Consider the following 12,124-nt stretch of genomic DNA (forward strand, 5'->3'; position numbering starts at 1 on the left):
TCTTTCTCTTGTTGTCTTAAACCGCGTTAAGGCAACGTAAAAAAGAGTACACAGGTAAAAAAGGATACATAAAGTGCAGCAACGGTTAACCAGCCTCTAAGGGCTAGCTAACCGATGTGTTATTCGTTACAGAAAGTGTACTGGTACTTTATTGTGTCGGGTTCTCTGCAGAGAGCATTGCTTCAACTCTCCTGCGGACCTGCACAGCGGGTTTGTCCGCTGCCACTAACAACTCTCTTTGTTGCTGCACAGCAAACTCAAGTCTTTCTTCAACTGCATTGATGGCGACTACATCTTGGCCTCGGATTTTTTTATCGGCCGCCAGTTGGAAGTTATCAAGTGCCTCATCAGAAAGTCTGAAATTACGGGTAGAAAATCCAAAGTAATGTGTCGTTGTTTCTGTTTCTGGTGTTATTCCATGGAGAATCATTAACGTGCCTAGCTCTTTAGGTACGTCATCTCGTCCTGGAATGGCGGTTATAATCGGAAGGCTGGTAGAAATAAATTCGGGACCGTAAAAATCGCTTCTAATTTGAAAATCGCACAGCCCTTCAAATTCTGCTTTTGGCCCAAATACCATCTTGAAGTAGTCGTTCCAGGGGGCTTTACCATTGCGTAAAACGCGGTAACTTTTTTCATGTTCTTCAGTGACCAAAGGAATTTTAGCCATCGCGTCTTTACCATCAATGTGATGATGCACGTAAGGTAAATGGGTGAGATCCATTAAGTTATCGACTAAAAGCTGTGATCTACCTTCTAAGTGAAAATAGTTGGGCGAATGGAAGTCCCAGCCGGGTTGGTCTAAGCCAAAATCTTCATAAGGCGGGATTAAATCTAAGTCACATTTATCGTCATCTCCCATCCAAATCCAGCAGATAGGCCCGCGCTCTACTAATTTGTAAACAGGCTGACAAATTTTACCGGTCACCTTGTCTTGAGATGGAATGTCGATGCAGTCGCCGTTGTCGGCAAATTTAAAACCGTGATAGCCACATACGATCGAATCACCCTCTACACGGCCCTGTACTAAAGGTAAGTAACGGTGAGGGCATAAGCCATACATTGCTACGGGATCCCCATTTTCTTTCCGATACATGACCACAGGTTTATTTAACAGGGTTCGTTCCATTGGTTCACGTGTGATCTCGTCAGAGAAGGCGGCCATATACCAACGATTACGCACGATGGAGCTTTTAAAATTAAATGGATACATGATTATACTTTTCCTTTTATTTTTTTTGTCGTTGTTGCTGTACTTCTGGTGCACAAGCTTCACAAGTACAGTTTTCTTGTCTTTTTTGGCTAAAGGTTGAGAGATAAGCGTTGAGGAGTGTAATGATTACATCGCCACACGCTGATCTATCAGCAATTAGCTAAATCACATGCCATCACTGCAATATAACAATGCAATTTGCTAGGCACCAATCCTTAGCAGCGTTGGTAGGTATCGTTAAAATAGATGCTATAAAGATGGCTGGGCTTTCCATTTTTAATGGGCCGCGGGGCTACAGTGTAAAATTAAGATCTATTAATTGATGATTTGAATCTCTAAAATAGATTACTTAATACGATAAATAACTATAAAAATAATGGCGGGTTGGTTATGCGATTTAAAGGCCTGGACTTAAACTTGTTGGTTGCATTAGATGCGTTGATAAGTGAGCGAAATATCACGCGAGCGGGTGAGCGTATTCATTTAAGCCAGTCGGGTATGAGCTCGGCGGTCTCACGCTTACGTCAATATTTTAATGATGAGCTCTTTGTGCTTGTGGGGCGTGACCTTGTTCCTACACCTTTAGCAGAGTCTTTATCTAAGTCTGTACGACGTATTCTTATTGATATGGAAAATACCATTATTAATAAGCCTCAATTTGACCCTAAAACTGATGATCGTTGCTACAGAGTGATCGCATCTGAGCTAACCACAATGGTGCTCATGCCAAGTGTTGTTAGTCGATTGGCTCAGGAGTCCCCGCACCTTCGATTAGAAATCCTTACCACGGGTAACGAAGATTTATTGGATAAAGGGGATATTGATCTGATGTTTATTCCTAGGCAGTTCGTGACGAAAGGCCACCCATACGACGAAATTTATCAAGAAGGTTATAAATGTATTTGTTGGGAAGGTAATACAACAATCACAGATAAACTGACCTTTGAAGACTACCAATCTGCTGGCCACGTAGCGGTAAATTACGGTAAAAATCATGCTCCAGCATTTGATGGTTGGTTTATGGGAAACTACGGGGTCAGTAGGCGAGTTGAAATCACTACATCAAACCTGTTGGCGCCGCCTATGTTGATTATTGGCACCCAGCGTATTGCCACAGTTCATAGCCGGTTAGCCGATATTGTTAGCCAGTCGATGCCAATTAGGGTGCTTGAGCCGCCGATGGAAATCCCTCTATTAACTCAAACAATGCAATACCATAGGGACCGAGAAAATGATGAAGGCCTACGTTGGCTGCGAGCATTAATTGCCGATGTCGCTTTGACTATTTAACGCTCGGATAACCCATTTTTGTAAATTGACATCCAGTACAATACCGGTTGGTTTCGGTAAGCGTTGCGGCAATACTAGTGCGGTGGTAGTTCTTTTGCAGCCAGCTGTAATTGTTCGGTTAACCATTGAAGTCCAGGGTCTGAGTCTCTAACGGTATGCCATTGCACGCCTTCCACTAAGTCTGGGAATGGCTCCCACGTTTCGTGTAACTGAATAGGGTATAGCTTGGCAAAGTGGTGCGCATAACGTCTATGCATGGTAGCGAGTCTTTGGGTTCCTACAATGACTTGGCAGAGACCTCCAAACTCTAAGAGTTGAACTTCTACTCGACGTTTCCAACCGCTTTTATCGATATAATAATCAGCAACAGAGGGTCTGCGCTCTGGGCCAAAGGTGGCAATGGCATGTCCACATGATAAAAAAGTTTCTTTGTCTATCTTGGTAAACCCCGCCCCTTTCCAGCTGATAATGACTTCGTCATCGCGCCATAACTCCACAAAGGTATGGTCGGGTAAAGCAAGCTTATCAACGGTTAAAAGCAGGTCTATTTCAGCGCGATCAAAGCGCTCATTGGCTTGCTCGCTAGGTGGGATAATCTCGAAAGTAACAGCAGGAGCGAGTGTTGCCGCTTTCACAATTACATCAGCCAAGAGTGTTGTGTAGGCATAGTCAGACGCGGCGATTACAAAATGGCGAGCAGTCGTAGCTGGATCAAAGCTTCCTGCACGCGTGATCTCGCCACGAATATGTAGTAAAGCTTTGCGCACAGGCTCTGCGAGCGCCTCGGCTTTAGGGGTAAGGAACATTCGGCGACCGCGTTGCACCAAAAGTTCGTCTTCGAAATATTCGCGGAGTCTTTTTAGCGCACCAGTAACGGCTGGTTGGCTGAGATGAATGCGCCTCGCCGCTGCTGAAACATGCCGCTCTTCAATTAAAGCCTCTAAGGCAACTAATAAGTTTAAATCTAAGCCGTCGAATCTCATATAGCATAAGTAACTTGTTGAATTATTTTAGCCAAGCTATCAGCCACACTTATTGATTACAAGGTTAATTCTGATTGGACGTCTGCAAACCTAAGTGGGAAATTAGTTGAATGACTAATAATTATTATAAATAGGTTTAACGCATGGGTATTAATTGTTGTACCAATAAGAATCTTATACAAGTAAACCAGAAGGGGAAGCATTTGGTGGTTGATATTCATTGCCACCTCAATGTTCCTGCGGCAGATAAAATTGTTCAAGAAAAATACCCCGGCCCACCACCGGGTATTCATGAATTTTCGAATGATAAATCCAATGAAGTTAACCGTGCGCAATTTTGTGAAATTGGTGCCACATTAAATAATATTAATTTACGCCTTAAGGATATGGATAAGCTTGGTATTGATGTTCAAGTTATATCGCCTAATCCTGGGCAATATTTCTATTACACCGATCCTGAAACGGGTTTAGCTGCTTCTCAAACTATCAACAACGGTATCGCAGATGCGGTTGCCTCTAACCCGGAGCGGTTTGTTGGTATGGGCACGGTTCCTATGCAAGACATCGACTTGGCTATTACTGAAATGCGCCGGTGTGCAAGTGAGCTTAACTTACGTGGGATCGAAATAAGCACGAATGTAAATGGTAAAGACTTGCATGATGAAGTGCTTCAGCCTTTTTTTGCTGAAGCAGAAGCGCTGGGTATTTTGCTGTTTATACACCCGCTAGGCTTTACGCACGCGCACCGCATGAAAGAGTATTACTTCAATAATCTTATCGGTAACCCGCTTGAATCCACACTCGCCGTTAGTCATTTAATATTTGGTGGCGTTCTTGATCGATATCCCGGCCTAAAAATTTGTGTTGCCCATGGCGGCGGTTATATCCCCGGCTATTGGGGGCGTATGGATCATGGGTGGCGTGCGCGGGCTGACTGTAGTGAACACTGCCAGCACCTTCCTTCCAGTTATTTACGCAAACTTTGGTTTGATACGTTAGTGTTTGATAAAGAGCAGCTAGCCTCATTGGTGCGCACACACGGATCTGATCGTCTGTGCTTAGGAAGTGATTACCCATTTGATATGGCAGAGCCTGACCCCGTGGCCTTTCATGACGAGCTCGATGAAGCGGATAAAGCTAAGGTCATGGGCTTGAATGCCGCAGAACTCTTGGGGATTGAGGTGAAGTTGTAGTGCAAAGACGGCACAAGAGCACGGGTGTTATCTCTTACCTATAAGTATCACTTATACATAAATGGATTTTATTTCATTAGACGCTGATAGATTAAAGGCCTATCGTATTTTGAAATTCAATCAATGAACGCCCTAATAGGCGCGTCTATGCAATTTTTAATAAAGCGAACATAATAATAAACGTTAAGGAGAAAGCTCCGTATGCGACTTAAAAGCCCTCACCATGTTACGTTTCAAGTACCAGACTTAGACCAAACCGAGTCATTTGCACAAGACTTTGGTTTGCTGACGGTAGAGAAAACAGAAGACCGATTAATTATGCGAACTGGCGGAGGCGATGCATATGCCTACATTGCCGAAAAAGCACATGAGCCAAAGTTTTTAGGGTTAGCGTTTGAAGTTGAGTCCAAAGAGGATCTCGACATTGCCGTCACTAAACATGGCGCCACACCTGTTCGCGAATTAACTACGCCCGGCGGCGGGTTGGCTGTCACGTTAACTGATCCCAATGGCTTTAAGATTGATTTGGTTTTTGGTGTAGAGCGCGTCAATAAAGAAGAAGCTTACAAGCATTTAGAAATGAATGCTCCCGGTCAATATACCCGAGAAGGCCGCTTTGAGCCGAAACGTCCAATGGGACCGGCCAAGCTATTTCGTCTTGGACACGTAGGCTTATTTATTCCAAGTTTTGTTGAAACACTGCCTTTTTACAAAGATGTGTTAGGCCTTATCCCAAGTGATGTTTACCACATCCCAGGTCAGCCGCAAGCTCAAATTGTTGGTTTTTGCCGCCTCGACCGTGGAGAGGAACTCGTTGATCATCATGTGATTGCGCTTATGCAAAGTCAAACAGGCGAGACGGCTTGCCACCACATTAGTTTTGAAGCGCAAGACTTTGAAGCGCAGTTCATGACTCATCGTTATTTGGAATCAAAAGATTATGAGTTGGTGTGGGGAGTTGGGCGTCATCCGCACGGTAGTCATATTTTTGATGTGTGGCGTGACCCTAACCGTAATCGCTTCGAAACCTTTTCCGATACCGATTTGTTAAAAGCTAGTGATGGCTCGCGTGTACACAACATTGCTGAAGTTGAGATGGATGTGTGGAGTTCTGATCCTCCGGATCGTTATTTCGCATAAACACTCCATCCAACTTGGCATAGATAATTGATAGGAATATAGCTTATGAGCTCACATGATTTTATGGCGCATTTAGTTGAGCCAGCAGTAGAGCCGGAAAATATCAATCCGGCGACCGGTTTAGTAGAAGGCACTTTTGGAATAGGTACCTATCAAGAAGCAGGTAAGGAGCCTTTCCCAGGTTTGGTATTGCCTAACGGTGATGTACTAGACTTGTCAGACCGTTACGTAGATACCCACGCTATTTTTAACGATTGGGATCGAGCATTAGAGTGGATGAAAGCCGTTGCCGCCAAACCTGATCGTCCTGCAAAATCTTTTGAACAGTTAATGATCTTACCTGTGCTTGCACATCCCAATATGATTTGCGCGGCGTCTAATTATCGTCAGCACGTTGCTGAAATGATGACGTTTAACAAATTCAACCAAGATAAACGCCTACCGGGTGAAGACGACGAAGCTTTCTTTAAGCGTAACTATGAAGAAGTGGATCGTCGTGGCCGTGAAGGTATGCCATTCTTTTTTATTGGCATGCACTCTGCCCTGTGTGGGCCAAATGATGACGTGGCTTTACCACTGATTGGCGAGCAGCCAGATTGGGAGCTGGAATTAGGCATCATCATTGGTAAAACTGAGCGTTATGTAAGACCTGAAGATGCTGATGATCTTATTGCAGCGTACGTGATGGTGAATGATATTGGCACCGTAGATGAATTTAAACGAGCTGATATTAAGTTTAACTTTGATTGGGTAAGTAAATTCCAGCCCAATTTTAAACCTTTTGGTCCTTTTGCTGTGCCTAAAGAGTTTGTTGATCGTCATAAAATGCAAATACGCTTAAACGTAAATGGTGAGAAACGTCAGGATTGGCCAGTAGAAGATATGATTTTTTCGCCTGAACAAGTGTTATCTCACGCTTCGGAGCGCCTTAAGTTATTGCCAGGGGATTTATTAATTATGGGCTCGCCTCCGGGCAATGCAGCCACCTTGGGTGGGCTTTGGCTCAAAGAAGGCGATGTGATGGAAAGCTCAATTACTTACTTAGGTCGCCAACGCAATAACATAGTTAAAGAAGAAACGAATGGGCGTACGCCTACTTATGGTGCTTTTAAAACTGAGTGGTAAGGCTTTTTATAGGGGCAGGGCGATAGAAAATCGTCCTGATTATAAGGCTGTACACATAAGAGCGCAGACGTAGATTCAAGAAAGTGACTAAAAAGAATGCTCAATAACGAGCATTCTTTTTTTTGTTTAATCAAATATAGCTACGGCACGGATAAAACCCGCAGATCCATTTTTAATCTTGTAGGGGAAGCACGAGACCATAAAGCCGTTAGCCGGTAAACTTTCTAGGTTAGAGAGTTTTTCCATTTGGCCATAACCAATATCTCTACCAGCTTTGTGGCCTTCCCAGATGATGGACGCGTCACCCGATTCAGCAAACTTCTCACGTGTGTATTTAAAGGGGGCATCCCAACTCCAAGCGTCTGTTCCCACAACTCGCACACCACGTTCTAATAGATACAACGTCGCTTCTCGGCCCATGCCAACCCCTGCTTCTAAATAACCAGGCTCGCCGTAAATGGCGCCAGCACGCGTATTCACCAATACGATATCTAATGGCTGTAAATCGTGATTAATGCGCTTTAGCTCCGCCTCGACTTGCTCCGCCGTAATAATATGTCCATCGGGGAAGTGGCGAAAGTCAAGTTTGACGCCCGGCTGTAAGCACCAGTCTAGAGGTAACTGATCAATGCCGTAGGCAGGTTTACCGCCATCGGTTGTAGAAGCGTAATGCCACGGCGCGTCCATGTGCGTGCCGTTATGAGCACTCATGACCATCTTTTCAACGGCCCATGCTTCATCACCTGGCATGTCTTCTTTTTTAAGGCCCGGGAACATGTTGGCCATCTCTGGCCAGCCTTCTTGGTGGTCTACATAATCGATCTTTGGAAGTAACGGAGGGGGATCGGTATAAGGGTTATTATCTAAGGTAACAGACAGATCAACGATGCGTCTGGTGTGTGATGGTTTCATGTTTATCCATACCTCTTTTTATTATGGGGCCTTAGTACTTTGGCAAACCATCCAATGGTAAAGAAAAAAGGTAATGCAATTAAGTTGATAGTACGCATGCTACCTGTTGATAAAATAAACTTGACTTTGTTTTTTTATTGTTTTTTAAACATGCAGTGTGAACGATTAAGAAAGAGGAGGTAGGAAAGAGGAAAGAGGACGTACAGTGATGTGAGAGTGCTACTGATGAGTAAAACACTCTCTTGGTATAACGCGCGCTGATTACTCGCCGGGAGTGATACAAGCTCGAATACGGTATGCACCAGAGCCTGGTGTGTAATCGGTTGTTTCTTCGTAGCCAAAATTAGCCGTAGCGCCTGCATTCCAACCATACGAATATTGGCAGGCTTCACTGGCAACCGTGATTGAAAGCGTGGCGTCGATTGAGCCGTCGGACCCTAGGTCCCAATCTTCTCCGTTGCGGATATTGTTGCTCGAATATCGGTAAGTGACGGTCGAGTCTTGAGTATCGTTGGTAAAGTCGGTACGCACACGGCTTAGAACTTCGCCGCCGCTTCCATAGGTGTAGGCTAAGGTAATGTCCGCGTTTCCATCGTCATTAGTATCAACAGCCACTTCTTCTATATAGCCTTCATCTGTCCATGATGTTGTGTAGGTTAGGGTTGACCAAGTAGAGCTAGCCGCTTGCCAAGTTTCCTGTGTTTGAGTTTCTATGCGGCCATCGCCATCATAGGAAAATTGACCACGCGAAATAGGGCTAGAATCCACTGTATTGACGGTGTTATAGCCAGTTAAGCGACCACTGCTATAAGTAAAGGTGGTTCGCTTTTGAGAGACGCTGGCTCCGTTAGTAATGGTTTCTGTCACAGTAGCCAGCTGGTTGGATGAGTTATAAGTGTACTCGCTAAAGGACTCTAGTAAAGCACTTTCAATGTGTAGGTTGCTGAGCTGGCCCGATGGCAGATGTTGGTAGCTGTATACTTCAGCACTCTCGCCAGAACCCTGATAAAAGCGGAATAGATCGGGAGTGCCATCATCGGTGTAGGTGTAGTTTTCGGACTCAATGGATCCGTTGCTGTCATAGGTAATGGCAACGGTTGCGTCGGGCGTACCATTATTGTCGTAATCTAATTGGACTTGGCTGACGCGATACCCAGATTCCGGGACATCGGGTGTATCTGTGCTGCTACTACTTGATGAGCTACCCCCACCACCGCCTCCACCGCAGGCTGTTAATAATAGGCTGCTTGCTAAAGCAACAGAGGTCAATGTAGCGTTTCGTTTAAAGGGCAATAACATACAACGAACTCCTTGTCGGTTGCACAACGGCAAGCATGGACGCCTGCTTGTATAATTTATAATCAATTATAAACTTGTTATATCACATTTGCGGCTAGTGTAATCCCTCAAAGCTGAATATTAGCGTTTTCGTCTTATTTAATAAGGCTTTTTAAAGAATGCGACCTTGTTTTGGTAGAAGTCGACACAGGCTATTGTCTTTAGTCTTAGTGGCTTGCATGCGTTGGTGACTCGCGCGACACTGCAACAAATAATTATGATCGTGAAGGGAGTAAATGTGTGAATAAAGTGACGGAGTTTTACCAATCTCTATGGCATGACTATCTGTTGATTGCACCGCAAGCCGAAAAGGTACATCAGCTCTTTGCCACCACGGATGGTGTCGTGGTAAATGACCACGTGGCCTTTAGAACCTTTGCACACACACCCGTTTCGCTGGATAAATTGGAAACAGTCATTCTCTCGTTAGGCTATGAGCGTCAAGATAGCTACCAATTTAAAGAGAAAAAGCTGAGGGCGCACAGTTATATCCATCCTGACAATCAAGTGCCTAAAGTGTTTTGCTCAGAATTATTAACCGAGAAGTTAAGTGAGGCTAGCCAAGCAATCATTGCCCGCTACACCGATCAGATTAGCGAGGCCACGGCGTTAGCCCCTGAGTTATTTTGGTCTGGCCGACATTGGAATGCCCCCACTTGGGATGAGTACCAACAGGTCTTAGCCGAAAGTGAGTACGGAGCATGGTTGCTGGCTTTAGGATTGCGTGCTAATCACTTTACGGTGAGTGTTAACCACTTAAAATCATCACACTCGATAGAAGAAGTGCTGCACCGCGTTAAGCAAGCCGGTTTTAGTGTGAATACATCGGGTGGTGAGGTTAAAGGCTCGCCTGCCGCGTTGTTGGAGCAAGGCTCAACGATGGCTGACAAAATGACGATATTGTTTGCCGGTGATGACCCACACGAAATCCCGACCTGCTTTTACGAATTTGCCCGCCGTTATCCAGACCCGGACAATGCCAACAAACTTTATCAGGGTTTTAGAGAAGCCAATGCCGATAAAATTTTCGAATCGACCCATGCCAGCTAACTGCTGAGCATCACGCGTGTTATTGGTACACACTAAGCCGCCTTTATGGCGGTTTTTTGTTGGTGGTTTTGCTGACGATTAAGGGGGACGCAGCGAACAACAGCGCCTTGATGCGAAGTAACGAGTAAAGCATCCGCTGTGGCTTGCGTGATGACCAACTGACCATTGGGTAAGGCTGCTGCTGGCGCTAGTGTCACACGGAAGTTAAGCACATCCGTATTACTGATGAGTGTCGGCTGGTGGTTGAGCGGTAGATCATCATCACTAGGAACAATATCAACCGATGATACTGTGCTGTGTTTGACGGTTTGAATATGACCAAGTGAGCTTTCAACATGAGGGCCACCATCAAATAGATCGATTAAACCTTGCCACTGAAAGCCTTCGCGTTTGAGCATAGCGAGAGCGGGTGCGGATGAATCATGTGGCCGTCCGATAACGGCTTGTGCCTCTTCGGCTAACAAATCGATACAGATAGGGTAATCGGGGAGCAATTCCTCGGCAAATGCTAAACCCGCCTCGGCGGTATAAGCCACGGCCTGATCAAAGGTAATCCCCATAAAACGTTGACCTAATGATTCCCACAAAGGTGATTGGCCTTGTGCGTTCTGCCAGCCTCGTAGCTCGGCAAAAATACGATCACCAAAACGCTCGGGGGCATCCGCCATTAGTAAAAAGCGTGCGCGCGAAAGCAGTTGGCCCAAACCGGGTAAACGGTGATCAGGCGCAAGAAACAAAGAGCCTATTTCGGTTGCGCCAGTATATTCGCTTACCCGTTCAAGCACCTGAGAAGAGCGACAAATGTTGAGTGCATCATGAGTACGCTGTTGCTCACTTACACGGAATGCATAAAAAGGGTGCGTGAGCGCAAGGCCGGTGTAAATGGCCGTTGTACCAACAATCTCGCCCGTGGTGTGATCTTCCAAAACCATAAAGTAGCTACCGCTGCGCGCCGGTGTGGCCGAGAACGACTGTTGGGACACATCAATTTTTTGTTTCCAGTGTTCAAGGTCGCATGGCATGGATGTCATACCCGCGCCTGTTAATTCAGAAAGAGCAAGCAATGCCGCAAGATCGTTGGTCTGGCAAGGGCGCAACAGGTACATGGCATTCTCCACACTGGGTCAGTTAGCGTTAGTTATAGTTAGTGTGTTTATTTTAGGTAAGCCATTGGCAAATGTGCTGTTCATTTATTAGGCCTAAATTGCAGAAACTCTCGTTTACCTAAACCTACACCGCAGAATATTTTGTCGCTTTACTCAAAGAAGAGGGCTACCTAAGCCGCTATACTGTGATTGTGTAGCCTGTTAAGCCGCTTGTGCGCTGGGCTTTGGGGTATATTAAGTCAATGTTTCATTAAATAAGTGCGTGCATGGAGTGTTGTAACGTGGATATAGACCGGTTGGACAGAAAGATTATTTCGTTGCTGCAACACGATGCTCGCATCACTAATCAGCATCTTGCTGATTCGGTGGGTTTGTCGCCCAGCGCTTGTTTAAACCGGGTGCGTAAGTTAGAAGCAGCGGGTGTGCTTACTGGTTATCTAGCTGCAATCGATCTTCATAGTTTGTGCCGCTCTGTTACTGTGATAGCCACGGTGAGTGTGCAAGACCAGAGTACCGAGCGCTTTAGGGAATTTAGAGATGCGGTAGAAGCCATTCCCGAAGTGGTCGAAAGCTATACCGTGAGCGGAGCGATCGATCTTTTTTTGCGAATTATTGCGGCTGATATGCCGCGCTACAATGCGGTGAATGATCAAATTTTAGATCTGTTACCCGGTAAGGTTCACATTAGTAGCCATGTTGTATTAGAAAACGGAAAGCCTTTTTCAGGCTATCCGTTATCGGCTTTGTTGGATGATCCTGCTTAGACGACCCTGT

At 45.3% G+C, this 12,124-nt stretch carries 11 protein-coding genes; 6 read left to right on the plus strand and 5 right to left on the minus strand.

Annotated elements, in window-relative coordinates; translation table 11 throughout:
- Positions 1 to 148: 148 nt before the first annotated feature.
- Complete coding sequence (locus tag OW491_RS02240; RefSeq protein WP_075172935.1) at positions 149 to 1,213, minus strand: aromatic ring-hydroxylating dioxygenase subunit alpha; 1,065 nt, start codon at positions 1,211 to 1,213, stop codon at positions 149 to 151.
- A gap of 390 nt (positions 1,214 to 1,603) precedes the next feature.
- On the opposite strand from OW491_RS02240, the gene OW491_RS02245 reads away from it, so the two are divergent.
- Complete coding sequence (locus OW491_RS02245) at positions 1,604 to 2,503, plus strand: LysR substrate-binding domain-containing protein (RefSeq protein ID WP_075172934.1); 900 nt, start codon at positions 1,604 to 1,606, stop codon at positions 2,501 to 2,503.
- A gap of 74 nt (positions 2,504 to 2,577) precedes the next feature.
- Here the strand turns inward: OW491_RS02245 and OW491_RS02250 are convergent, their stop codons facing one another.
- Positions 2,578 to 3,486: a LysR family transcriptional regulator gene (locus OW491_RS02250; protein ID WP_075172933.1), complete on the minus strand. Its 909-nt coding sequence runs from the start codon at positions 3,484 to 3,486 to the stop codon at positions 2,578 to 2,580.
- A 143-nt stretch (positions 3,487 to 3,629) separates the two neighbouring features.
- On the opposite strand from OW491_RS02250, the gene OW491_RS02255 reads away from it, so the two are divergent.
- The 3 genes from OW491_RS02255 to OW491_RS02265 all read left to right on the plus strand — a co-directional run bounded on the left by OW491_RS02255 (position 3,630) and on the right by OW491_RS02265 (position 6,944).
- A complete protein-coding gene (locus tag OW491_RS02255; protein WP_290034509.1) occupies positions 3,630 to 4,679 on the plus strand; it encodes an amidohydrolase family protein in 1,050 nt (349 codons plus the stop codon).
- 201 nt (positions 4,680 to 4,880) lie between these two features.
- On the plus strand, positions 4,881 to 5,819 hold the full coding sequence (locus OW491_RS02260; protein WP_075172931.1) for a VOC family protein: 939 nt from the start codon (positions 4,881 to 4,883) through the stop codon (positions 5,817 to 5,819).
- Between the two features lie 45 nt (positions 5,820 to 5,864).
- Positions 5,865 to 6,944: a fumarylacetoacetate hydrolase family protein gene (locus OW491_RS02265; RefSeq protein ID WP_075172930.1), complete on the plus strand. Its 1,080-nt coding sequence runs from the start codon at positions 5,865 to 5,867 to the stop codon at positions 6,942 to 6,944.
- A gap of 126 nt (positions 6,945 to 7,070) precedes the next feature.
- Here the strand turns inward: OW491_RS02265 and OW491_RS02270 are convergent, their stop codons facing one another.
- Both OW491_RS02270 and OW491_RS02275 read right to left on the minus strand, forming a co-directional pair.
- Positions 7,071 to 7,856: a cyclase family protein gene (locus OW491_RS02270; RefSeq protein WP_075172929.1), complete on the minus strand. Its 786-nt coding sequence runs from the start codon at positions 7,854 to 7,856 to the stop codon at positions 7,071 to 7,073.
- A 261-nt stretch (positions 7,857 to 8,117) separates the two neighbouring features.
- A complete protein-coding gene (locus tag OW491_RS02275) occupies positions 8,118 to 9,155 on the minus strand; it encodes a hypothetical protein (protein ID WP_290034510.1) in 1,038 nt (345 codons plus the stop codon).
- 279 nt (positions 9,156 to 9,434) lie between these two features.
- Between OW491_RS02275 and OW491_RS02280 the strand changes: the two genes are divergently transcribed.
- The gene (locus OW491_RS02280) at positions 9,435 to 10,244 is read left to right on the plus strand and encodes a DUF1338 domain-containing protein (RefSeq protein WP_290034511.1); all 810 of its coding nucleotides are present in this window, start codon (positions 9,435 to 9,437) and stop codon (positions 10,242 to 10,244) included.
- 32 nt (positions 10,245 to 10,276) lie between these two features.
- Here OW491_RS02280 and OW491_RS02285 read toward each other — a convergent pair whose 3' ends face one another.
- Entirely contained in the window at positions 10,277 to 11,350 is a 1,074-nt protein-coding gene (locus OW491_RS02285) for an arginine N-succinyltransferase (protein ID WP_290034512.1), read from the minus strand.
- Between the two features lie 281 nt (positions 11,351 to 11,631).
- Here OW491_RS02285 and OW491_RS02290 point away from each other — a divergent pair, with 281 nt between their 5' ends.
- On the plus strand, positions 11,632 to 12,114 hold the full coding sequence (locus tag OW491_RS02290) for an Lrp/AsnC family transcriptional regulator (RefSeq protein ID WP_083610010.1): 483 nt from the start codon (positions 11,632 to 11,634) through the stop codon (positions 12,112 to 12,114).
- Positions 12,115 to 12,124 lie beyond the last annotated feature (10 nt).

Source organism: Neptunomonas sp. CHC150, from assembly GCF_030397555.1.
Lineage (GTDB): Bacteria > Pseudomonadota > Gammaproteobacteria > Pseudomonadales > Balneatricaceae > Neptunomonas > Neptunomonas phycophila.

What these genes read in the sequence shown, in the direction of transcription:
- OW491_RS02250 (WP_075172933.1), bottom strand. Translation starts at nt 3,486, where the DNA reads ATGAGATTCGACGGCTTAGATTTAAACTTATTAGTTGCCTTAGAGGCT.
- OW491_RS02245 (WP_075172934.1), top strand. Translation starts at nt 1,604, where the DNA reads ATGCGATTTAAAGGCCTGGACTTAAACTTGTTGGTTGCATTAGATGCG.
- OW491_RS02265 (WP_075172930.1), top strand. Translation starts at nt 5,865, where the DNA reads ATGAGCTCACATGATTTTATGGCGCATTTAGTTGAGCCAGCAGTAGAG.
- OW491_RS02270 (WP_075172929.1), bottom strand. Translation starts at nt 7,856, where the DNA reads ATGAAACCATCACACACCAGACGCATCGTTGATCTGTCTGTTACCTTA.
- OW491_RS02285 (WP_290034512.1), bottom strand. Translation starts at nt 11,350, where the DNA reads ATGTACCTGTTGCGCCCTTGCCAGACCAACGATCTTGCGGCATTGCTT.
- OW491_RS02275 (WP_290034510.1), bottom strand. Translation starts at nt 9,155, where the DNA reads ATGTTATTGCCCTTTAAACGAAACGCTACATTGACCTCTGTTGCTTTA.
- OW491_RS02260 (WP_075172931.1), top strand. Translation starts at nt 4,881, where the DNA reads ATGCGACTTAAAAGCCCTCACCATGTTACGTTTCAAGTACCAGACTTA.
- OW491_RS02240 (WP_075172935.1), bottom strand. Translation starts at nt 1,213, where the DNA reads ATGTATCCATTTAATTTTAAAAGCTCCATCGTGCGTAATCGTTGGTAT.
- OW491_RS02255 (WP_290034509.1), top strand. Translation starts at nt 3,630, where the DNA reads ATGGGTATTAATTGTTGTACCAATAAGAATCTTATACAAGTAAACCAG.